23 protein-coding genes, 1 tRNA gene and 1 pseudogene are annotated in these 22,103 nt (G+C 67.5%); 6 read left to right on the forward strand and 19 right to left on the reverse strand.

Annotated features, from left to right (window positions below; all coding sequences use genetic code 11):
- Window positions 1-148: 148 nt before the first annotated feature.
- The 12 genes and pseudogenes from N7925_RS17465 to N7925_RS17520 all read right to left on the reverse strand — a co-directional run bounded on the left by N7925_RS17465 (window position 149) and on the right by N7925_RS17520 (window position 7,495).
- Window positions 149-1,291, reverse strand: coding sequence for a tyrosine-type recombinase/integrase (locus tag N7925_RS17465; RefSeq protein ID WP_274344400.1), 1,143 nt, complete (start codon window positions 1,289-1,291; stop codon window positions 149-151).
- Window positions 1,291-1,521 (reverse strand): helix-turn-helix domain-containing protein, encoded by a 231-nt coding sequence (locus N7925_RS17470; protein ID WP_274344401.1) that lies wholly within the window; start codon window positions 1,519-1,521, stop codon window positions 1,291-1,293. The genes N7925_RS17465 and N7925_RS17470 overlap by 1 nt, the downstream gene beginning before the upstream one ends.
- A pseudogene (gene repSA, locus N7925_RS17475) lies at window positions 1,515-2,928 on the reverse strand (replication initiator protein RepSA). Before repSA ends, N7925_RS17470 begins: the two are co-directional and overlap by 7 nt.
- Before the next feature lie 91 nt (window positions 2,929-3,019).
- Window positions 3,020-3,334 carry a SpdD-like protein gene (locus N7925_RS17480; RefSeq protein WP_274344402.1) on the reverse strand — a complete coding sequence of 105 codons (315 nt, stop codon included), beginning with the start codon at window positions 3,332-3,334 and terminating at the stop codon, window positions 3,020-3,022.
- Between the two features lie 27 nt (window positions 3,335-3,361).
- Window positions 3,362-3,517, reverse strand: coding sequence for a hypothetical protein (locus N7925_RS17485; RefSeq protein ID WP_010060553.1), 156 nt, complete (start codon window positions 3,515-3,517; stop codon window positions 3,362-3,364).
- A gap of 12 nt (window positions 3,518-3,529) precedes the next feature.
- A complete protein-coding gene (locus N7925_RS17490; protein WP_274344403.1) occupies window positions 3,530-3,721 on the reverse strand; it encodes a mobile element transfer protein in 192 nt (63 codons plus the stop codon).
- 5 nt (window positions 3,722-3,726) lie between these two features.
- Entirely contained in the window at window positions 3,727-3,912 is a 186-nt protein-coding gene (locus N7925_RS17495; protein WP_056702243.1) for a hypothetical protein, read from the reverse strand.
- 18 nt (window positions 3,913-3,930) lie between these two features.
- A complete protein-coding gene (locus N7925_RS17500) occupies window positions 3,931-4,596 on the reverse strand; it encodes a DUF2637 domain-containing protein (protein WP_274344404.1) in 666 nt (221 codons plus the stop codon).
- Window positions 4,596-4,781, reverse strand: a complete 186-nt coding sequence (locus tag N7925_RS17505) for a hypothetical protein (RefSeq protein ID WP_098898778.1) — start codon at window positions 4,779-4,781, stop codon at window positions 4,596-4,598. The genes N7925_RS17500 and N7925_RS17505 overlap by 1 nt, the downstream gene beginning before the upstream one ends.
- Before the next feature lie 80 nt (window positions 4,782-4,861).
- Entirely contained in the window at window positions 4,862-6,214 is a 1,353-nt protein-coding gene (locus tag N7925_RS17510; protein WP_274344405.1) for an FtsK/SpoIIIE domain-containing protein, read from the reverse strand.
- A gap of 2 nt (window positions 6,215-6,216) precedes the next feature.
- Window positions 6,217-6,576, reverse strand: coding sequence for an SCO3933 family regulatory protein (locus N7925_RS17515; protein ID WP_274344406.1), 360 nt, complete (start codon window positions 6,574-6,576; stop codon window positions 6,217-6,219).
- Between the two features lie 139 nt (window positions 6,577-6,715).
- Window positions 6,716-7,495: a GntR family transcriptional regulator gene (locus N7925_RS17520; RefSeq protein WP_274344407.1), complete on the reverse strand. Its 780-nt coding sequence runs from the start codon at window positions 7,493-7,495 to the stop codon at window positions 6,716-6,718.
- An 18-nt stretch (window positions 7,496-7,513) separates the two neighbouring features.
- On the opposite strand from N7925_RS17520, the gene N7925_RS17525 reads away from it, so the two are divergent.
- Window positions 7,514-7,978, forward strand: a complete 465-nt coding sequence (locus N7925_RS17525; protein ID WP_274344408.1) for an NUDIX hydrolase — start codon at window positions 7,514-7,516, stop codon at window positions 7,976-7,978.
- 384 nt (window positions 7,979-8,362) lie between these two features.
- Here the strand turns inward: N7925_RS17525 and N7925_RS17530 are convergent, their stop codons facing one another.
- Complete coding sequence (locus N7925_RS17530; RefSeq protein WP_274344409.1) at window positions 8,363-11,296, reverse strand: N-6 DNA methylase; 2,934 nt, start codon at window positions 11,294-11,296, stop codon at window positions 8,363-8,365.
- Window positions 11,297-11,754: 458 nt separating this feature from the next.
- Here N7925_RS17530 and N7925_RS17535 point away from each other — a divergent pair, with 458 nt between their 5' ends.
- Window positions 11,755-13,131, forward strand: a complete 1,377-nt coding sequence (locus N7925_RS17535) for an IS1380 family transposase (RefSeq protein WP_274344410.1) — start codon at window positions 11,755-11,757, stop codon at window positions 13,129-13,131.
- A 418-nt stretch (window positions 13,132-13,549) separates the two neighbouring features.
- Here N7925_RS17535 and N7925_RS17540 read toward each other — a convergent pair whose 3' ends face one another.
- From N7925_RS17540 to N7925_RS17555, 4 genes are all read right to left on the reverse strand, one after another.
- Entirely contained in the window at window positions 13,550-13,852 is a 303-nt protein-coding gene (locus N7925_RS17540) for a hypothetical protein (RefSeq protein WP_274344411.1), read from the reverse strand.
- The gene (locus N7925_RS17545; RefSeq protein ID WP_274344412.1) at window positions 13,849-14,592 is read right to left on the reverse strand and encodes a GntR family transcriptional regulator; all 744 of its coding nucleotides are present in this window, start codon (window positions 14,590-14,592) and stop codon (window positions 13,849-13,851) included. The genes N7925_RS17540 and N7925_RS17545 overlap by 4 nt, the downstream gene beginning before the upstream one ends.
- Window positions 14,589-14,813: a hypothetical protein gene (locus tag N7925_RS17550; protein WP_031124591.1), complete on the reverse strand. Its 225-nt coding sequence runs from the start codon at window positions 14,811-14,813 to the stop codon at window positions 14,589-14,591. Before N7925_RS17550 ends, N7925_RS17545 begins: the two co-directional genes overlap by 4 nt.
- Window positions 14,814-15,339: 526 nt before the next feature.
- Entirely contained in the window at window positions 15,340-15,618 is a 279-nt protein-coding gene (locus N7925_RS17555) for a hypothetical protein (protein ID WP_024491522.1), read from the reverse strand.
- Window positions 15,619-15,696: 78 nt separating this feature from the next.
- Here N7925_RS17555 and N7925_RS17560 point away from each other — a divergent pair, with 78 nt between their 5' ends.
- Entirely contained in the window at window positions 15,697-16,452 is a 756-nt protein-coding gene (locus N7925_RS17560) for a GntR family transcriptional regulator (protein ID WP_274344413.1), read from the forward strand.
- 162 nt (window positions 16,453-16,614) lie between these two features.
- Here N7925_RS17560 and N7925_RS17565 read toward each other — a convergent pair.
- Window positions 16,615-16,701, reverse strand: a tRNA-Ser gene (locus tag N7925_RS17565).
- 86 nt (window positions 16,702-16,787) lie between these two features.
- Window positions 16,788-18,506, reverse strand: a complete 1,719-nt coding sequence (locus N7925_RS17570; RefSeq protein WP_265600517.1) for a S1C family serine protease — start codon at window positions 18,504-18,506, stop codon at window positions 16,788-16,790.
- A 201-nt stretch (window positions 18,507-18,707) separates the two neighbouring features.
- On the opposite strand from N7925_RS17570, the gene N7925_RS17575 reads away from it, so the two are divergent.
- The 3 genes from N7925_RS17575 to N7925_RS17585 all read left to right on the forward strand — a co-directional run bounded on the left by N7925_RS17575 (window position 18,708) and on the right by N7925_RS17585 (window position 21,408).
- Window positions 18,708-19,544: a glycerophosphodiester phosphodiesterase gene (locus N7925_RS17575; RefSeq protein WP_265603915.1), complete on the forward strand. Its 837-nt coding sequence runs from the start codon at window positions 18,708-18,710 to the stop codon at window positions 19,542-19,544.
- 83 nt (window positions 19,545-19,627) lie between these two features.
- Window positions 19,628-20,302, forward strand: coding sequence for an ATP-binding protein (locus N7925_RS17580; protein ID WP_274344414.1), 675 nt, complete (start codon window positions 19,628-19,630; stop codon window positions 20,300-20,302).
- 140 nt (window positions 20,303-20,442) lie between these two features.
- Complete coding sequence (locus N7925_RS17585) at window positions 20,443-21,408, forward strand: DUF5926 family protein (RefSeq protein WP_265600519.1); 966 nt, start codon at window positions 20,443-20,445, stop codon at window positions 21,406-21,408.
- Window positions 21,409-22,103: the final 695 nt, after the last annotated feature.

Consider the following 22,103-nt stretch of genomic DNA (forward strand, 5'->3'; position numbering starts at 1 on the left):
ACTCGTGTGGTCTGTGCGTTGGTTGGGCTTTCCATGAACGAAGCTCTCGCGGAGGACCATCCGCGTACTGCTCCACTCCACGAGCACCTGTGAGGCCAGCAGGACGCCCCTGGCCGATGTACCAGGGGCGTCACCATATGCGCTTGTCTCAGCGAGCCTCGCCCACCTCGGGGGCCTGATGCTCATCCTGCCCGCCGAGCCATGCGTCAGCAGCCTCAGCCACCTGTTCATCACGGCCAGCCACAGGCCGGGCGTAGTGCCGAGTGGTCACGCTCGCGTTCGAGTGCCCGAGCCGGTGCGCGGCGGTCATCACGCCATACCGGTCGGCGACCCACGTCCCGTGCGAGGCGCGGAGATCGTGCGGCGTGACATCGGTGAGCCCGGCAGCCGCCACGGCGGGATCGAAGTACGCCTTGCGCCACTGGTTGTAGCGCAGAGGCTTGCCGCCGGGCGTGACGAAGAGGAGAGCATCCTCCCCGCCGGGCAGCGTCTCCAAGTGCCGGCCGATCCGCGCCGCGAGTGACGGCCCGATCCGCAAAACCCGTTTCTGATGGGATTTGGGAGTGTCGAAGACGAGGGTGCCGTTCGCTTCGGCCAGGTTCTCATCGACGAGGACCAGGCCGCCGGACACATCGATGTCCGCTCGCCGCAACGCGAACGCCTCCCCGACCCGCAGACCCGCGTAGGCGAGCAAGGAGATCAGCAGGTCATGCGGTTTCGTCGCACTGCACACGATCCGTGAGGCTTCCAGCGGGGTGAGGATGTGCGGCTCGGTCTGCGGCATTCGAGGCAGCTTCACGCCCCGGCACGGGGTCTGCCCGATCATCTCGTTGTCGACGGCCGCCCGCATGATCTGCGAGAGCACCCGGTAGGCCTGTCTGATCCGCGATGCGCTGAGACCACGGGTCTTCATCGCACCGACCCATTCGACGATGGTGATAGGCCGGAGGCTGGAAAGCTCACGGTCACCGAGCGCCGGAACGATCAGCGAGTTGATCAGGGATCGGTACGACGCCTGTGTTTTGTGCTTGAGCTGCGGGGAGACCGCGGTGAGCCATCGTGCCGACCAATCGCGGACGGTGGTCCGCCCCTCGGCGGGGTCGAGCCAGCGGCCCTCCTCCATCTCGATTCGCTTCCGTGCCAGCCAGCGATCGGCGTCCGTCGTTGTCGCGAACGTCTGATCAGCGGCACGCAGCACGCCGTCAGGCCCCGGATACCGAGCCTGGAACCGGCCGGACGGCAGCTTCCGGATCCGGCCGAAGGCACGTCGGGACTTGCGCTTGGCGGGCATCAGGCAGCCCTCCGGAACGAGTACGCCGAGGCGGGCCGCAGGACGATCGGCGCCACCGTGTGGGCACTGACGTACTCCTCCACGGCACTCTCGGGGATGCGGACATGTCGGCCGACCTTGACGAACGTGATGCGGCGTTCCTCGATGAGCCGGCGAGGGAAGCGGAGACCGGTGCCGAGTCGTTCGGCGACCTGGTTCACGGTGAGCAGTCGGTCCGCCACGGTCACCACTCCCCCTCGTTGGCAGTGCGCTCCTTCAGTGCATCGCGGGCGGTCTCGCGATTGGTCTGGAGGTCTCGGGCGATGGTGGCGGCGAGAGCTCCTTCGCCGGGGGTGTGCCCGTGGCCGACGTACTGCCAGTCGGTCAGGACGAGGACGGTGTCCGCTTCGCGGTCGGCGAGGCCGAGAGCAGGCGCTTCCTGGGCGGCGCGGTAGTCGGCGCGTTCCTGACGGAGGGCGCCGGGTGGTGGAGTAGGTGCGGGACTTGGACGAGAAGTGGCCGCGGAAGCCGAGCATGTGGGCCCAGGCCCAGAGACGTCGGTCCGGATAGAGGCTGTCGAGCTCACGGCATGCGGTGATGAGCCGACGGGTGTGATCGGGAACGCGGTGGCGGTCGAGTTCGGCAAGTTCACCGATACGGCGGTCCAGGGTGCCGGTGTTCTCGGCGGCTTTGGTGGCGTACTTGGCCACGTACGAGGCGACGGCCTGTTCGGTCACATCTGAACCGTCGCCGAAGGCCTTGACCGGGCGGACGTCGAGCTGTCGGCCCCACCGGAAGGTCCGGGCCGACTGTTCACCGGCAGCAGGGACGGAGACCGACGTGTACGAGTGCGCGGCTGCGGCGCGTATCGCGTCGGTGAGGAGGTCGACCGTGGCCCACACGGGCGGCGGAGTACAAGGTCCCTCCGGGCCGTCGAGACGTACGACGGCGTGGAAGTGGAGGGCTCCACGCTTCTGGAATTCGGCGACCTTGCCGAAGGAGACGCGGAGGTGGTCGCCCAGCTCACGGCGGGGGACGCCCGCGTGGATGGCGAGTTCGCGGCGGAGTCGGGTGGTGAAACGCTGCCAGAGCTCCCCGGCGTGGTTGTTGAAGAGCACGGCGCCCGCGTAGTCGTAGGTCTCCGGATCAAGGGCGGAGCCCAGGTCCCCGGCGTCCGAGGCGTGCGCCGTGCCGCACCGGCAGGTGTCCCGGTCGGGGCGGTTGTGGACGGGGCCGAACGAGGGTGCGGTGAGGGTGGCGAAGACGCGCGGGTGGTCGCGGACGGCGGCGGTGATGTCGCGGCGGTCGTCTCCAGCGAGGCCGGCGCGGATCAGGTGGTAGGTGTCGCCCGCGTAGGTCCAGGCGCAGGAGGGGCAGCGGGAGGCGCGGCGGTTGCCACAGGCGATACGGAGGCGTCCGCCCGGCTCGTACGCGGTCGAGTAGCGGTGCAGGGTCTCGCCGGTGGTCTTGTCCTTGTGGGTTACCCAGCCGCTCAGATGGACAGGGTCGGCACAGCCGCCGGTGCGGCGGATCTGGTCCTCCCAGCGCGTGTAGTCGGAGGCCGAGGCCACGCGGAGGACGTCCCCGAGGACGGTCGGGTCGAGCCGTGGGGCAGGCATGAACCGCTTCTGTTTCGAGGGTGCGGGCCGGTGGGCCATGCTGGGGGTTCCTTCCGGTTGCGAGATCGATCGGTGGGCACGGCTCCCGGGCGGCGGATGCTTGGCGGTATCGAGGCCGCCCGGGGGCCGGTCAGCGGCGTTTGGCGTCGGACGCGATCAGGGATCGCAGGACGACCGCGCAGACCGCGACCGAGGCACTGGTGACGGCGACCGCCAGGAGCAGCGAGACCAGGACGGTGCCGACGACCAGGACGACGGCAGTACCGGCACCGACGAGCGCGACCGCAGTGCCGGGGGTGAGCTGTACGACCGGACGGGACGGCTCAGGGGCAGCGGCGGGTGCCGGGGCAGGCGTGCCCGGCGTGATGGTGGTCGGCTGGACGACGGCGGGTGGGGTGACCAGGCCCGAGGGCTGCGGCATGGTCGGGATCTTGGTCTGGAACATGGGTGGTTCTCCTCTCCCGGGCGCGGGTTACTTGACGGCGGTGTCGATGACGGAGGCGAAGAGGCTGTCGGCGAGGAGGTAGCCGCCGAGGAGGAGCACGCAGATCAGCCACACCGGCGGACGGAAGAGCTTGATGCCGAGGTAGCCGACGACCAGCAGGGCGATCCAGAGGGGGACGTCCATGGACGCTGTCTCCTAACGGGCGGTGCAGCGGTGGGTACGGGCGGCGAGTTGGGCGGCGGTCCGGCTGGAGTAGTCGGCGGACCAGCCGCAGCGGTCGGCAGAGCAGACGGCGGCGTGGGCGGTACGGCCGGTGCGGTCGCGGTGGGTGCCGATCTGCACGGGGCCGATACGCATCACGGAGTGGAAGCTGTCGTGGGCGGGCATGCCGGTCAGCCCCTGTCGGTCGTCGGGTCGGTGTACTGGGCGCGGATGCTGCGGGCGGTGGCCGGGTCGTCGACGCGTCGTGCGGCTTCCTCGGCGAGCAGGTGGGCGAGGAAGAGGCGTCCGGCTGCGGCCATCTCACGCGCTCCGTCGAGGTAGTCGGCCACGGTCAGGTCGGCGGGATCGTGGGTCATCTCAGTTCTCCTTTGCAGTCAGCTGAGGCGGGCGGCGATGGCGTCTGCGAGGTGGGGCGGTACGCCGAGGCGGGAGCGGAGGGTGTCGGTGTCGATCGGTGATCCGGTGCGCGTGCGGTACTCGTCGGCGACCTTGCGGGCGTGGTCGATCAGCACGGCGGGAACGGGCGCATCCGGGGACGGGGACGGTGGCGAGGACAGGGCCGTTGTCGCAGGGGGTTCATCGGCCGGGGATGGGGTCGGGGCGGCGTCAGGCACACGCGCCGGCTCGATGTCCTTCGTCTCCGTGACGGCGGCTGACGGAGCTGGATCCGGCCTCCCCGACGAGTGGGCGAGGAGAGTGCCACCGAGGAAGGCGAGTGCGGGCCATCCGGCGATGCCGAGCCGGAGCGGGGCCGGCGGGTCGGCCAGGTCGAGGAACCCGGCGGTGGCGACGTTGGCGCCGAGCGACGCGAACAGGGCGATCAGGAACCAGCACCAGGCCAACCGGGACGGACCCTCGCTGGGCAGCCGACGCCAGGCGGCGACAAGGAGCAGGTCGACGCTGACCGGGTAGGCCCATGCCTTCCAGCCGTCCTGTCCGGCCGCGGCGGCGAGGTCGTGCAGGTGCGCGAAGGACAGAGCCCCGGCGATGACCGCCTGGATCAACACCGCGTCGATCCGGAGAACGTGCCGGGCGCCCATCAGGAGTCCTCAGCGGGGTCGGAGTCGTCCGGGAACGTGCCCGGCGGCGGCTCCGGCAGCGACACGGCGAGGGACGGGCTGACGGCGTCCACGAAGTCGAGGTCGGCGCCGGCCATATCGGCGTACAGGGCGAGTTGGCCGAGCAGAAGCACGGTCCGGGCGAAGTCCTCGCAGTCGGGGCACATGGCGGTTCTCCCTTCTCTGGGCATGGCAGTGGTAGGGACTCGGCGCGAAGACGGTCACGCCTACCGGGTGGGGGGAGAGATCAGGCGGTGGCCGGAGAGGCCTTAGCCGATGGCACAAGCTCGGTGGCGGTGCCGGTGGTGGGCCGGAAAGGGGCCAGCTCGGGCAGGTCCGGGGTCCTGTCGGCGTACCGGTTGCAGAGGTTCACGGCCTGGCGGAGCGAGGTGTGCGGAGCGCGGATGCGGTGCCAACCGCCGGACGCGTCTCCCGCGATGGCGAGGCCTCGCAGTTCGGCGGGAATCTGGATGGCGGCGAGGACCGCGTCGGGGGCGATGTCGCCGAAGGCCATGTTGGCGGAGGTCTCGTCGTTGAGACGGTGGGCGATGCGGCCGGTGAGTTGGGCGCGGAGCATGGTGATGCCCTTGCCGAGTTCGGAACCGAAGCGCTGTCCGCAGATTTCGAGGTAGATACCGGCGGCGCGGCCGAGCTGCGCGAGACGGACCAGGGCGGTGATGATGCGGTCCCGCCGCCTCTCCTCCTCCTTCGTTGCGTAGAGGGCGAGTTCGGCCACCTCGTCGACCAGGACGACGACCGGGGTCGGGCGGAGCTCCTCAGGCAGGTCCCAGATGTCGGCGGCGATCTCCGCGTCCGGCACATCGACGGTGATGCGCTGTTGGGTACGTATGAGGCGGTAGACGTCCGCCATCCGCGCCACGAGTGCATCGAGGAGTTCGGCGGCGGTGTCCGGGCTGTCGGCCAGCGCTGAGAACCGGCGCGCCAGCGGGAAAAGCTCGACCCCTTGCTTGCAGTCGATACCGACGAGGGCAACGTCCAGAGGAGCAAGGCTGGCGACCAGGTTGCGTTGGTAGACGGACTTGCCGGACTCCTTGGCGCCGAGGGTGAGGGCGTGAGGTATCGCGCGGTAGTCGCGATAGTGCACCGACCCGTCCTCCCGAAGGGCGACCGGTACCCGCATCGCCCGGGTCTCCGTCTCAGCAGGCATCTGCACCCGCTTGAGCACGTCGTATCCGGTCATCCGCACCTCGACGACACCGGACCGCACCTCACGCGAGGTCACGCCGAACATCGAGAACGAGTGCCGAAGCCGGTCCGAGGCCGCAGCGATGTCGAAGACGTCTTGGCCGGGGCGAAGCTTGAGTCGGAGGACCAGGCCGGTGCGAGTCGGCCGGAGTCGCCGGATACGCGGTGGGCGGGGCTCAGGTATCGGCCGGTTGGTGGCCCGAGCCAGAGATAACCGCCACCGCGCCGGCGGAACGGTCAACCCGCACGCGTCCATGACCGAGCGGTACCGGACCAGGACCCGCAGCGCGGCCAGGGTGACCCCGAAGGCCAGCCAGTACCAGGCGGGCCGCCGCCACCGCAGGAGACCCGCAGCGGCGACGACCAGCACCAGAGCGACCGTGAAGGCGGTCATGATCAGGCTGCCTTCGACCCTGCGGCGGCGACGTCGGCGAGCGAGGTGACCGCGACCGCGCGGAACGCGATGCCGTGCCGCCGCTGACCGTTGAAGTCGTTCTCCCACGGACGGGCGACCAGGCCGGTGAGCGCGACCGGCGTACCCATGGCCAGCTCACCGGTGATCCCGGGCTCCGGAACGGTGACGGACAGGATCTCCACCTCCTCGTTCGCCGCGAACATCACGTCCACGGTCATGAGCTGAGCACCGGTCTCCATGTCGGTGGCGATCTCACCGGTGCGGCGGTCACGGACCTTGACCTGCGGAGTCTTGGCGACCATCACGACAGCGCTGGAGGTGTCGACGGGAATCTGACGCACAGCTGATCACTCCTCTATAGATGCTGGACTTCGTCACTCATGTATATGAGTGACATGAAGAAGAGTGCATGACTCCTGTACATGAGTCAGCCCGCCGCGAAGAAGAACTCGCGACGGGTTGAGGGAAGTTGAGCGGACGTCAGTCGTCGGCAGGGATCCGATACTCGAAAACGAACTGGTCAGCGGCCATGAGCGTGTCGCACACCTCGACCACCCGACCCGCAGCCGTACGAGCCTCCCGGATCAGGTGAACCACGGGCGCACCAGGGCTGAGCGCCAGTTCCGACGCCTCCGACTTCGAGGCCGGGCGCGCTTGCAGCGTCTCGACGAACTCCGCGAACTCATGTCCGTGGTCTTCAAGTCGGGCGTAGATGCCACCGCCCCCCGGGTTCTCGGCGAACAGCTCCGGGATCTCCTTCACCACGTCCCAGGGCAGGTACGACGAGGCGGTTTCCACCGGGGTGCCGTTGCGGAAGTAGAGGCGCCGGCGGGCCAACACCTGGGTACCGGCGGGAACACCCAGCCGCTCGGCGGCGTCCTCGGGCGCGTCCATGGGACCGATATAGAGGACGCTGACTTTCGCGGTGGCGCCGGACTGTGCGGACTCCGCGAGGTAGGCGGCCTGGCCACCTTGCCGGAGCGAGCGCCGGAAGCGGTCGGAGGAGCGGTGCCGTACGGGGGGCCGGTTCTTCACGATCGAGCCCTTGCCGTGCCTGGTCTCGACGAGCCCACTCGCCCGTACCTCGACCATGGCCTTACGGATCGTCCCGCCGGAGACGCCGTAGCGGTCCACCAGCTCGGATTCGCTCGGCACCATGTCACCGGCCTTGAGAACCCCTGCCCGGATCTGCTGCACGAGGTCATCAGCGATCTGTACATACCGAGGACCGGAACCGGCCCCTCCCGCCGCAGTTCCCATAGTCCTTCCCTGCCTCCTATGCTCCTCTACATGAGTCAATCACAGGAAGCGGCACCCACTCCCCTGCACTCCGTGTCCGTCGCCGGAGTAGTGGTGCGCGAGGACGGCCGCCTCCTGGCGATCCGCCGAGCCGACAACGGCACCTGGGAGCTCCCCGGCGGCATCCTCGAACTAAACGAGACACCGGAAGCCGGCGTTGCCCGCGAGGTCTGGGAAGAGACAGGCATCCACGTCAAGGTGGACCATCTCACCGGGGTCTACAAGAACACGACGCGAGGCATCGTCGCCCTGGTCTTCCGCTGCAAGCCCTCCGGCGGCACCGAGCGCACATCAAGCGAGTCGACAGCCGTCTCCTGGCTCACACCCGACGAGGTCAGCGAGCGCATGGCCGAGGTCTACGCGGTCCGCCTCTTGGACGCCCTGGACGGCAACGGCCCTCACGTGCGGAGCCACGACGGCAAGCAGCTCATCACAGCGGGATAAGACTTTCTCTACTTCATCAAGGCCCGCGCACGGCGCGGGCGCGCGCCGCCTCTGCGGCGCGGCCTGCCTCCTGTCTCCGCCCCGGCTGGCCGCGCCCGGCGGCGCGCTCGGCGGCTGCGGGCATGAAGTGGGGGACACCCTCTGTGGCTGGGGCGGTCGGCTCCACGGCTTTAGGCAGCCACTTTGGGGCGAGCCTCGAAGATCATGGCCCCAACGTCGTGCTTTAACGGGCAGGTCCACAGACTGCCCGACTCGCCTGAAGCTTAAGGGGCCATGATCACTCACCCCAAAGCAGCTCCCGCCCAAAGCCGCTCCACCGACCTAACGCTTCGCCGTTCCCGCAGACCGTTGAAAGCAGCAGTCCCTGGAACTGCGTCGGCGACGCTAGGCCTCTCCAGGTGTCTCGCGTTCGAGCAGCTCCACTACCAGATCGTTCATTTCTGCGGCAATCCCCTCTTGCTCAAGATGGTTAGTGACAATCTGACGAGCACGGACAAAGTAGAGGTCTGAAACATCTACTTCGGATGCCACTTGAGAAGCACGGCGGGCGACCGCCAGGATGCGGGCGTGCAGAGAGTCGCCTGGGGCATACTTGGCCCACGGAACGGCGAATACCGTCTTGGCGAAGTCACGCTCATCCTTACTGCTCGACATTAGAGGAGTCACGAGATCCTCAACAATGTCACTGTTGAGAATTCCACACAGAAAATGCGCCTCTTCTTCGGACCCTACCGCTGCCCAGTAAAGGCCATTATCTACTACCGCATCGCGATCACCAAGATACGAAGCGAACAAATGCAGCCCGGACTTATTGTAGACTACTCGATGTTCCGCAATCGGATACTGGGCGCTCAAATTGTGCTGAAAATCCAACCTTCCCCGCAGGGATAGGTTTTTGCTCTTAGTTTCCTTATGCTTATCCCACAGGCGTTGCGCTTCTCGCCACCACTGCGCTAGAGCAGGATACAAATCGATTCTTTCATGACCGCCATCGAGGAGCTCACGGGATTCTTCATCCCAGGGAATGACAGCATTTCCAGGTTCGATAAGCCTGTACGGCAGCAGGGTATTTCCAGTGTAATACCGATGCAGAAACTTACGCTCGATCGTGCCGCGCAAATTGGGAACGAATTTCCACGGCTTCTTCTCATTGTTGCTTCGCGCGCTCTCAATTCGGACACGTCCAGCACCCGCCCCCATTAGTCCACCAGAGGTCTCGTTTACCGAAATCAGCACTCGCGGATACAGTGTTGCCCCGTTCGAGAACTCGGCGAAATAGGGATGCGCCCGGTAGTCTCCGACTTCAGCCCTAGGGAGCGGAGTCCTTGCAATCACACTCTTTACCGCATCCCAGGTAGCTCGCCTCACCTCAGCAATACGACCGACCCAAGATTCCATTGTGTGCGGCATATGAGCTTCTTCGCGGGCCGCAAAGTAATCCACACGCCCAGCAGCCCCAAAGATTACACTTCCCGGGTAAGGGAAGAAATGTGGCCGAACCCGAAACAAGTCCCACGGTTCACTAAAACGGGCTCGCAGGTAGTCGCCGGCTTCAAGCGGCCAAGTCCCCTTGCGAAAACCTGCGTATTGCTCTCTTGACAACACAGATCTCGGCATTACGAACGCGAACTTTCCTCCATTACGGAGATATAGCTCACAGGCGCGAATAACGAACATCGCTGACAAATCCATTTGAGTGGCGTTATGGCCGCCAGCCCAAATACCGTATCCCACCGTACGAGCCTTAAAGGCCTCTTGCATCGCTGGGGTCATGAACCTATAGCCCAACCATGGGGGGTTTCCCATCAGCAGATCTACCTGCTGACTCTCCTGACTGAGCCAAGCGGGGCGGACGAGATTTCGTACATAGAAACCCCATATTCCATCCCTTCCGACATCATGCAGGTGACACATATGTCCGAAAGTCTCGACCAGAGTCGGCCTGTCAGATGCTGGGACCTTGAACCGATCAAGGACGGGGTCGATGTTCGGACGAGGTGCCGCAGTGTCAGGCGTGCGCGAAGTCGCCCTAATAGCAAGCTCAGCAACAAGCTCGTCGAACCTACCAGCGTCGGCCAACAGCCTCCGAGGAAAACGAAGCTCTTGCTCGTATGAGCTCGATCCCACCTTGGTTGGCACAACAACATCGTCGACTGCAAGCAAATCAGAGGACTCATTCCATTGGAGCGAGTCCCCGAGGTAAACAGGGATGGTGATCGAACTACGTTCCTGCGAAGAGAGCCTATCCGCTCCAATAGCGAGAAGGTATGTCACGCGCGCTAGGACGACAGCTACCGGATGAATGTCAATTCCGGAAATGTGCCTGGTTACCTCCACGGCAGCGACACCGGGGGACGCTCCACCCTCCTCCGCACTGGCAAGGTATTTTCGCACAGCATGAAAGAGGAAGGTACCAGATCCGCATGAAGGGTCATGGATGCGCATAGAAAGCGGCTCATCCAGAGAGGTGTCGACTACAGCAGCCGCAAGCCAGTCAGGAGTGTAGAATTCACCAAGCTGTTTCCGCTGCTCCTCGTTAATTACCGACTCATACAAAACCTTCAAGATATCATGCTCGACATCCGACCACGCGAAGCGGTGAATGCGACGAGCAAGGCGGCGAACAAATCCGTTTCCTCTCGGGCTATCAAGCACCCAGTCGAAGAAGCCAGCTTCGACGACGTTGTACACCTGAGAATCGGAAAATTCTGATCCTCTGAGCAGAGACTCGACGGTACGACTTGTTTCAGTTACGTCAATTCCCAGCAGTTCGTGAGCGATGAGACCGGAAGAGATGACCAGATAAGTGTGCTGAACGAACAACTCATCCGTGTCTGGGAACTGGGTTCCGAGTGCCGTGGCGACTAGCCTTGCCCAGAGTTGTCGCTTCACTTGCACTTCTGAATTACTTTGCGAACTTTCCCAAATATCCCACAGGGCAGCTTCGTCCAAGTCATATGACGGGGAATTCACTCCGAGGCGGCATTCAATTTCATGAGGCGAGGGACGAACAGAGGCCTGAGTCGAGAGAACGGACTCTAGCCAAGAGCACAGGTTGCTTGTTGCTCCATCCGGTCGACGCGCGTCAACGATGAAGGTGCTTCCTACTTGCCGAAGGTTCCCATCGCTGAGGTGCAAAGCGCGCCACTCGACCCCATCGGTGATGATTCCGACGTAAGGCTGTCCAGTCGCTGCCGACCTGTCGGTCACATACCCGGCCAACTGAGTAATGGCATCCTCTCGAACGCTATCCGGCCGTAGGTCCTTTTTCACCTCGATGACGGTCGTACCGATCTCGATGTCGATACGCCTGCGCATGCTGGCAGCCGACTCCAGGCGAACGCTCACGTCTTCGACATCTGCAGTGTTTAGGTTGAGTCCGCCGTAGAGCAAGAGGGATCGGATGTCGGACGTCAAGTCCGCTTCGCTACGACCACTGTCCCGCGAGGCGATCCTGCTAACAAGCTGGGGCAAATCGACCGAAACCATTAATCCTCCAACGTCCCTACCAAGGCGGTCCACCCTGCGCCTAGGCTCCCATCACACCATGCAACCATGCACTTCGGAGCGGTTACTGGAAGTCCCACCAGAGCACCGATGTGCGCTGCTCATCGGTCATTACCGGGCAGAGACCAAGTACCACGAGCACGCCCTAGCCTCGCGCTTTCATGAGCATGCTGTCCGAGGCTTGATCAAATAAGCGGAGAGTGCTTCTGACCTGCAACGATGGGACTTGTCTAAGGTCCAGTCAGCCGCAGGAAAGAAGCACTCTCCAGGTGAAGAAGGGTATCGGGTCCTACCCGCGTGTCCGCATCGAGGGCGGAGGCCGGGCGGTGGTCTCGCAGGCCGGGGGCGTGCTGCTCGTTGAGACCGTTCGCAAGGCCGGTTTGGATACCGCGATATCGGCGGCGCTGGCGCCGTGGCGGAAGCCGCGGGCCGTCCACGATCCGGGCAAGGTCCTGTTGGATGTGGCCTTGGCGGTCGCGGTGGGCGGGGGCTGCCTGGCGGATGTCGGGATGCTGCGGGCAGAGCCGGCGGTGTTCGGGCCGGTCGCCTCCGACCCGACGGTCTCCCGTCTCATCGATACCCTCGCCGCCTCCGGGGAGAAGGCCCTGGGGGCGATCCGTGCCGCGCGGGCCGAAGCCCGCTCCCGTGTCTGGAAGTTGGCGGGCGCCGGGGCGCCCGATGGCGGCGGGTCGGTGACCGTGGGCCTCGACGGGGTGCTGGTTCTCGCGCACTCCGAGAAGGAGGACGCCGCGCCGACCTGGAAGCGGACCTACGGGCACCACCCGTTGATGGGATTCGTCGACCACGGGCCGGGCGGCACGGGTGAGCCGGTCGCGGCCCTGCTCAGGCCGGGCAACGCGGGCTCGAACACGGCGGCCGACCACATCACCGCCGCCCGGCTGGCCCTGGCGCAACTGCCGAAGGAGTACCGGCGTGGGCGGCGGACCCTGATTCGCACCGACTCCGCGGGTGGCACCCACGCCTTCGTCGCCTGGCTCGCCCAGCGGGGCCGGTGGCTGTCCTACTCGGTCGGCATGACGGTCACCGAGCAGGTCCACCAGCATGTGCTGAAGGTTCCGGCATCGGCCTGGACGCCGGCCGTCGAGACCGGCGGCCAAGTCCGTGACGGGGCCTGGGTCGCCGAGCTCACCGGTGACGTCCTTCACGGCTGGCCGAAGGGGATGCGGCTGATCGTCAGGAAGGGACGACCTCACCCCGGAGCCCAGTTGAGGATTGCGGACGCGGACGGCATGCGGCTGACGTGCTTCGCCACCAACACCACCAGCCTCCCGATCGCCGAACTCGAGCTCCGTCACCGCCTGCGGGCCCGCGCCGAGGACCGCATCCGGGCCGCCCGGGCCACCGGCCTGCGCAACCTGCCTCTGCACCGCACCGCGCAGAACCGGATCTGGCTGGAGATCGTGCAGATCGCCCTCGACCTGCTGGTCTGGATGCCGATGCTCGCGCTGACCGGCAAGGCTCGGCTCTGGGAACCCCGCCGACTGCGGCTACGTCTGTTCACCGCGGCCGGACAGCTCGTCACCACCAGCCGCCGGCGAATCCTCCGCCTCGCCCGGCACTGGCCCTGGACCCACGTGATCACCGACGCCCTCGAACGGCTCGCACTCCTGCCGAACCCCGGCTGACCAGCAACTTTCCCGTCCCTACGACAGCAGCCCGACACCGGAGCAGTGGAACCCGGCGCCACCCCGAGGCGACACTCGGGCCCTCAACCTGTCCACTCTCCGCCCACGGCACGAAAACGGCCCACCGACTCCGTCGGCGGACCGTCACGAAACTTCGAGGCTAGATTGCCGTTCCTGCTGCTCAGGGGACTTGGGACCGCAAGCTGACCAATGATTCCCAAGCTCATCGCATGCGTGGTGACTTACTGACCGGCTGACAAGGCTTCCTCTGATCGACGGCGCCAGTACAAGAGCTACGCCTACTGCACCAGTTCGCGCCGCAAATCCGTGCGGGCACAGCACTGCGGGGAGGGGCGCCCCGGTTCTGTGCTCGGGTTCCCCTCCCCGCGCGGAAGAAGGCCGTCTCGCCTGCGTCTAATCAGATTCGGTGAGCCTTGCCCGCCGCCGGGAGATGACCCCGGCTGACTGCAACACGGAGCACGTCCCTCAGGGCGCCGGCTAGGGCGTGGCCCAGTCGGCGAAGTTCAAACGGCTCAGCGTCCTCGTCGGCAAGGCTTTCCGATGCCATCTCCAGCAGTTGTGCCGCCGTGCCTAGTTGGACCGCTTCGACGTTGTCCGCCAAGCGCGACATGTAGCCACCGGGGTCGTCCGTGCTCAGGTAGCAGGGTTTGCCCCCCGGGCCCGACCACGGGAGGAGCCGAAGTTCGTTCGGTGTCGTCATCCTTGGGTTGGCCTCTCGTTGAGCACGTGGTGGGCGGTGAAGACGGCGTCGACTCGGTCTCCCGGGAAGGCCAGCAGCGCGGCTTCAACGACGCGACCGGTGGCGTCGGTGGCGATGCGCGTGATCGAGAGAACGGCCATGCTGCTTCCGAGCCGGAGTGCCGACGCTTCGTCTGGGGTGGGAGATCGGGCGCAGACCGTCTCTCGGATGGTGGCCGGCGATGGGCCGAGGACGGCGAATCTCGTGGCTGCCGCCCGGCACACGGGGTCGTCGTCGAGGACTCCGGCCGGGGCCAGGTCGCGCGGGATGTAGATGCGGGCCAGCCCGTGCGGTGACCCGTGTTCGAGGCTGAGGCAGGTGTACTCCGCGAGGGGGCTGCCCGTTGGCACCTTCAGCAACGCCGTCAGCTGCAGGGAGGCCGGAACCGTGGCGCTGCGAACCGTGATGCGCAACGTTGGCTCAGCCGCGGTCCAGGGGTCCAGCGTGCCCCAGCCGCCGACGTACATGATCTTGCGGCGCGGGTGACGGACGTAGTTGCCCTTGCCGTGGATCTTCTCGACGAGTCCTTCGCCCTGGAGCACGGCGAGAGCACGTCGCAAGGTCACCGTGCTGACCCTGTACCGGGCGGCCAGGCCGGCTTCGGACGGGAGGCGTTCGCCAGGCTTGATGCTGCCCGTCGTGATCTGGTGGCGTAGGTCGTTGGCGATGTCGTGATGGCGTCGGTGCACGGAGTTGGTCACCGCCTTCTCAGCAGTCGCAGGGCGATGAGCCGGGTACGGGCGTGTATGGCCAGCAGTTCGCCCGACTCGAAGACCAGTTGCTTGGCCCCTTGAGGGAGCTGGAAGAGGTCGCTCACTCGGCAGGCCTGACCGCCAAGTTCGATGATGTCGCCGCGCTGCACGGTGGCCGCAGTGACCTCGACGGAGGAGACCAGTGCGCCGCCGGGGGCTGGGACCCTCATGCAACCACCTGCACGGGCACGAACGGGTCCGGGGTCGAGTGGCAAGGGCAGATGCACTCCTCGTAGATCACCGGTACGTTGTCCGTCGTCGCAGGCGCGGAAGGCTCGATGCATGAGTGATGCGTCCCGATCCAGCAGGCGATCGAGCGGTAGGGGACGGAAGTCATGCCCGTTGGGTGCGGTTGTCGGCGAGAAGGCATCAGTGGGCCCCCGCGAGAACCGACCATGCGTCGATTGGCAGATGCGGGGCGACGAGCACTGTGCGCGTCCGTGCACGCTGCTCTTCCCACGCCAGCAGGTACGGGCGGACAAGCGCGACGTCCTCTCCCCTCAGCGGGTATCGGTGGACCGTGCCGGCCGGAGCCCGCCCCAGGGCGACGGTCGAAGGGTCAGCGGGCGCGGGGCAGGTGAGAGGGACCAGCGGCCGGGAGGGAGTTAAGGGGCGGCGGTGCCGACCGTTGGGGAAGCACCGCGCTCTGGTGCGCGAGATGGCTCGGCGGATACGGTTGAGCATGCTGTTCAGCTCCTATCGCTGATAGCCCGGTCCCCCGACGTCGCCTGTCGTGGGGACCGTTTTACGTACGACCGCCCATAAGGTGCGGCCGTTCAAGCTGGTGGCCACGAGCCCGAATCGATCGGCATCGGCCACCGCGTCCAGGACCTCCCGCCATGAGTCGGCGGAGAGCGTGTCCGGTACTTCTGCCTCGACCGTCGTGAACTGGGTGTGCTCTTCCACGCGCGGGCGGAGGCCAGCGGCAGACAAGCGGGCGGCGATAGCCGCCGCGGTCACTTCCGAAGCGGACACAGCGCACCCTCCGTTGCCAGCGATCACTTTCAGTGAAGCTAGTTAACTAGATTAGAGCTAGTGGACTAGATTTTCCATATGTCTGAGCAACCGCCGTACCTCCGCATCGCCGACGAACTCCGGCAGCGCATCGCGGAGCACGTCTGGGAACCGGGCGACCGCCTCCCATCCCGCGCCCAGATCGGCCAGGAGTGCGGCGTGGGTGAGAACGTGGTGCGCAGGGCGCAGGAGTTGCTGATCTCCCAAGGCGTGCTGGAAGGCCGGGCCGGATCGGGGACCTACGTCGCCGAGCCCCGGGAGCGCGTGAGAGTCGTCCGGTCGTCGGCACGTGAGCAGCCCAGTGGATCCCCCTTCCGCCAGGACATGAAGGCCCTTCGCCGACAGAGCGACTGGGAGAGCCGGACCGACGCGAAGGTGCCGGCCCCGGCGGAGATCGCGACGCGGCTCGGGATCATCGAGGGCGAGCCGTGCGTGCGGACGACGTACGAGTTCCTTGCGGACGGGAAGCCGGTCCAGTTGTCGACGAGTTGGGAGCCGTACGCCGTCACTGGCGGAACCCTCGTCGTTCTTCCCGAGGGAGGGCCCCACGCGGGGGCCGGGGTCGTGAACCGCATGGCCGAGATCGGAGTCACCATCAGCCACGCGGTGGAGCAGCCCGAACCGAGGCACGCGACCGCCGAGGAAGCATCGCTACTCGGCATCCAGAAAGCCGCGCTCGTAACGCACATCCGGCGGACGTACTACAGCGACGACGGCCGACCCGTGGAGACAGCGGACATCGTGGTGCCCGCAGCGCACTGTGAGATCGTCTACGAGATCCCGATCAACCGCTGACGAGCTGCCCAGGCAGCTCCAAAGCCGTGGCCCAGCCGTGCCCCCTGCGTGCCCCTTCCGTGCCCGACAGAGCGGGAAACCAGGGGGAACAGCGGTGCCCGGCAGGGAACGGGCATGGCAAAGGCCCCCGACCATACGTACTGGTCAGGGGCCTCTCGCCTGCGGTGGGTGTGGGATTTGAACCCACGGTCACATCGCTGCGACGACGGTTTTCAAGACCGTTCCCTTAGGCCGCTCGGGCAACCCACCTCGCGTCGGCGGTCCGGTCGCTGAGCAAGCCGATGGGCCGTCAGGCCCGCGTGGGGCCGGTTCGACGCGTGGGACAGCCTAGCCGGTCAGCTGTCGCCCTCGCGCTGGCCCAGGGTGACTTCGGCCGTGGCCGTCTTGCCGTCGCGTTCGTACGTCAGGGTCACCTTCTCGCCCGGCTTGCGGGTCCAGATCTCGCCGATCAGGGTCGGGCCGCTGTCGATCACGGTGTCGTTGAACTTCGTGATCACGTCGCCCGCCTTGAGGCCCGCCTTGGCCGCCGGGCCGTTCGGGGTGACCGCGGGGGTGCCGCCCGCTCCCTCGGCGGAGATGGCCGCGCCGCCCGTCTTCTCCTCCATCGTGACCGTCGCGCCGATCACCGGGTAGACCGGCTTGCCGGTCTTGATCAGCTGCTCGGCGACGTTCTTGGCCTGGTTGATCGGGATCGCGAAGCCGAGACCGATGGAACCGGCCTGGGACTGGCCGAGGCCGCCGCCGGTCGACTGGATCGCGGAGTTGATGCCGATGACCGCGCCCGTCGCGTCCAGCAGCGGGCCGCCGGAGTTGCCCGGGTTGATCGACGCGTCGGTCTGCAGGGCGCTCATGTAGGAGTTCTTGTTGCTGGAGCCGTCCCCGGAGGCCACCGGGCGGTTCTTCGCGCTGATGATGCCCGTGGTGACCGTGTTGGAGAGGCCGAAGGGCGCGCCGATCGCGATCGTCGAGTCGCCGACCGCGACGCCCTCCGAGTTGCCCAGCGGCAGTGGGGCGAGGCCCGCGGGCGGGTTCTTGAGCTTCAGTACGGCCACGTCGTAACCCTGGGCCCGGCCGACCACCTCCGCGGCGTACTTCTTGCCGTCGGAGAAGGTCGCCGACAGTTCGCCCGACTCCGCGGCGGACGCCACCACGTGGTTGTTGGTCAGGATGTGGCCTTCCTTGTCGTACACGAAGCCCGTGCCCGTGCCGCCCTCGCCCTCGCCACCCTGCGCGTCGATGGTGACCACGCTGGGGAGCGCCTTCGCCGCGACCCCGGCCACCGTGCCCGCCGGGCGCTTCAGGTCCCTCGGGGTGTCCGACGCCGAGATGGTGGTCGAGCCACCGCCGTTGCCGTCGTTCTGGTCGGCCGCCCAGAAGCCGAGGGCTCCGCCGATGCCGCCCGCGACGAGGGCCGCGACGGCCACGGCCGCCACCAGACCGCTCCCGCGGCCCCTGCCGCTCTTTCCACCCGGGGACTCGGAGCCGGGCGGGACCGGAGCGCCCCAGACCGGGCCGTGACCGCTGCCGTTGCCGATACCGCCGGACGCGTGACCTGCACCCCCGTCGGCGTACGACGGGACGGCGGGCGGAGGCGGCGGCCAGGACGCGGCGCCCGTGGGAAGCCCGGGCTCCGCTCCGTATCCGGGCGTCGCTCCGTACGGGGAGTGCTGCGGGGGCTGCGGCGGCTGGGACGGCGTCGGGTGGGCCCCCTGGGCGTACGCGGGCGTGACCGGAGCGCCCGGGGAGGCCGGGGCGCCCTGGTGCGTGGGGTCGTGGCGCGGTGCCTCGGCGTGCGCCGGTGCTCCCGGTGCCGGGGACTCCGCGCCGGGGGCATAGGGAGCCGCCTCCCCTGCTCCGGTGCCGTGCACGGGAAGGCGCGCGGTGTCGTGCGCGGGGTCGTGCGCCGCCTTGTGCGCGACGTCCTGGGCCGGGTCGGGGGCCGACGGCGGCGTGACTCCGTCGGTCGCCGGTTCGGGAGTGACGGCCGGCCCGGGAGGTGCGGACGGCACGGCCGGTACCGCGTTGCCCTCGTTGCCCTCGTTCTCGGTGCTCACAGCTCTTTACTCCTCGGTTCCACTCGGCATCCAGTCGGCGTTCGGCAAGAAATCCGCTGTGCACGTGTCTGCGGTCAGCTTTTCCCACGACACGTCGGGCCACTGTAAGCAGGACCTGTGCATCCGCACACCAATCTTTACATCCGACAAAACAGACCTCCAGGGTGACATGTGCTCAGCCTTCCCCGCGGCGGTGACACCATGGCGCGGGTGACCCACGCACGGCAGCGCAACGCGCACACCTCCATCCAGGTCGTCGCCCACCGCGGGGCCTCCGACGACGCCCCCGAGCACACCCTCGCCGCCTACCGCAAGGCGATCGAGGACGGTGCCGACGCCTTGGAATGCGATGTCCGGCTCACCGCCGACGGACACCTCGTCTGCGTCCACGACCGGCGGGTGAACCGTACGTCCAACGGGCGCGGTGCCGTGTCGGCGCTGGAGCTCGCCGACCTCACCGCCCTCGACTTCGGCTCCTGGAAGGACCGCGAGGAGTCGCCCGACTGGGATCCGGCACCGGGCGAGCTCACCTCCGTACTCACCCTGGAACGGCTCCTGGAGCTCTTCACCGAGGTCCGGGCCACCGGGCGGCCGTTGCAGCTGGCCATCGAGACGAAGCACCCCACCCGTTGGGCCGGACAGGTCGAGGAGCGGCTGCTGCATCTACTGAAGCGCTTCGGGCTGGCCGATCCACCCGCGGACGGGCCCTCGCCCATCCGCGTCATGAGCTTCTCCGCCCGCTCCCTCCACCGTGTCCAGGCCGCCGCGCCCACGCTGCCGACGGTCTACCTGATGCAGTTCGTCTCGCCCCGGATGCGCGACGGGCGGCTGCCCGCCGGGGCCCGGATCGCGGGGCCGGGCATGCGGATCGTACGCAGCCACCCCGGGTACATCGAACGGCTGCACCGTGCGGGGCACCGGGTGCACGTGTGGACCGTGAACGAACCGGCCGATGTCGACATGTGCGCCGAACTCGGCGTCGAGGCGATCATCACCAACCGGCCCAGGCAGGTTCTGTCGCAACTGGGCCGCATTTAGTACGGATAAGGATCCATCAGGGCCCCGACCTCGCCCTTACGGGGTGTGCCCCGGCGCACTCACTGCGCGTTCGATCGTTACGAGTGCGTCACCGGGAGTGCATTGGCCGGTTTCCGGTGCAGCTCAGTGGGGCATCCAACCCGTGGCGTGGGGCAAAGGAGGTCTCGGGGGTGGCGTTGGTGGTGGCACAAGAAGTGCCCGCGTCGTCGAGCATGGCCATTCCTCATGGCCCTGCCGGCGTGGGGCAGGCACGACACCGGATGCGTGAACAGTTGCGCGGCAACGGGGTGTCGGACGCGGTCGTCGACGACGCTGTTCTGATCCTTTCCGAACTCCTCAGCAACGCCTGCCGGCACGGCAGGCCCCTGGGGTGGCACACCGACGTCGGCGACGGAGACATCCGCGCCGCCTGGCGGGTGGACACCGCCGGCGCGCTCACCGTGGAGGTCACGGACGGCGGCGGCCCGACCCGCCCGGTTCCGGCCACCCCCTCGGTGACGGCACGCGGCGGCCGGGGCCTCAACATCATCAGCGCCCTGGCCCAGGAATGGGGTGTGCGGGACGGATCATCCGGCGAGGTCACCGTCTGGGCCCTGGTCTCCTCGAAGAAGCCCCCCGGCATCGGCGGCAACGGCTCCGAGGTGAACGGCACAGGCGCGAACGGCTCCGACGCGAACGGCATCGGCGCGAACGGCGCCGGCGGGCTGACCGGTTTCGAGGGCCTGGACCTCTCCGAGGCCTTCGACGACGTGGGCTGAGCGCACGGACGAGCGCACGGACGACATGGGCCTGGCCGCGCGGATGACGTGGGCCGAGCCCGTACGGCGGGCGAGCGGGGCTCCCAGGGCGGCTAGGCTCGCGCCGAGTCCGCACTGTCGCAATCGGGAGAATGCCCACCATGGCCAAGAAGCGCCCTCAGTCCAAGGCCGGGAAGCAGCAGCTCAAGGACGGTGAGATCCCGGTCGTCGGGGCCCGTGAGCCCTGCCCGTGCGGATCGGGCCGCCGTTACAAGGCGTGTCACGGACGCGCCGCCGCCCAGGCCGTGACCGAGCTCGTGCACCGCCCCTTCGAGGGACTCGCGGGCGAATGCGACTGGGTCGCGCTGCGCGAGCTGGTGCCCGCCGCCACGGTCGAACTGACCCTTGAGGACGGGCTGCCCGAGGGAGTTCCGTCGGTGACGCTCGCGACGGTCCTGCCGATGGCCTGGCCGGCTCTCCGCCGGGACGACGGTTCCGTCCTGCTCGCCCTGCAGAACGACACCTCATCCGGCGACCTCAGCCGCGACCTCGCGGACACCCTCCAGCGCGCCCTGGAGGCGGAGCCCGGCTCCCCGGTCACCGCCCGCCGCGTGCCGGCCGACGGTCCGCGCCTCCAGGACCTTCTCGCCCCGGACGCCGTGTTCGAGCCGAACGTGCACTCCGGGTTCGAGTTCTGGGTTCCGGACGCGGAGAACGCCACGCCTGAGGTGTCCGCCTCGCTGGAGCGCGCGAACGCCGCCGCGATCCCGACGACGCTGCTGTCCGGCGTCGACGCCGCGTACTGGTGCGAGACCCCGGAGAAGAACCACCTGCGCTGGGTCATGCCGCACCCCGAGGAGGAGCTCCTCGACGCGCTCGCCCGGCTGCACGCGGCCGGCACCTCCTCGCTCGGCGACGACACCCGCCTGGTCGGGTCGTTCCGGGCGCACGGGCTCGTGGTCCCCGTCTGGGACCTGCCCAGCTCGATGGGGGCCGAGGCGTGCGAGAAGCCCGCCGTCGAGTTCGCCGAGCGACTGGCGGCGGCGCTCGCGTCCGACGCCCCGCTCACGGCCGAGGAACGCCGCGCCCGGGGCGGTCTCACCAACCGCCAGGTGACCCTCAGCTGACAGTGACGACAGGGCGCCGCAGTCGGTGACCCGCGTCACAACTCGCCGTACTCGTAAGTAAATCCGCGTCCCTACAGGCGAGATCGAATTTGCGAACGGCAGATCTCTTGTTACGGTTCTAGAAGCCCGGTCGCTGGTGCATCCCCCGTCGCCAGCGACCGGGCGTCTTCGTTTCCGGCTGCGGACCGCCCTGTGAAACCCCCGGGCGTGGAGACCGCGCCTCCCTGAAACCCCGTCCGGCGCGCCGGAGCCCGTTCGGGTCCGGCGCGGAGCAGCAGCGGTGCCTCGTCCACCGTCCCGGCTCCCATGAACTCCGCCACCACCGTCGCGGCCCGGGGCGCACCCGAGGCCAGGACGCGCGGCGTCTCGCAGATGCCGGGCTCATCGTGCGCGGCCGGCTCTCAGTACAGCTCCACGGTCTGCCCGCCCGGTCGGCCCCATCAGGGTCAGCACGGAACGGAGTTCCTCCCCGGTCGCGTTCCTGTAGGAGACGCGCGCCCAGGCCTCGCCGCCCCAGGAAAAGAGGGCGAATGATCAAATTCGGGCAGGGATCCTGCTTCTGTGCTCATTCTCGATGGCGATTTCAGCAACGTCGGAGAAAGGGAGGCGGATTGGAGACGAATCGGCGGGGTTCGGAGACCGATCGGCGGGGTTCGGAGGCGGATTCATCTCCGGATGGGCCATCAGAAGGCTTT

The sequence above is a fragment of the Streptomyces sp. CA-278952 genome (assembly GCF_028747205.1).
In the GTDB taxonomy this organism is placed as follows: Bacteria; Actinomycetota; Actinomycetes; order Streptomycetales; family Streptomycetaceae; genus Streptomyces.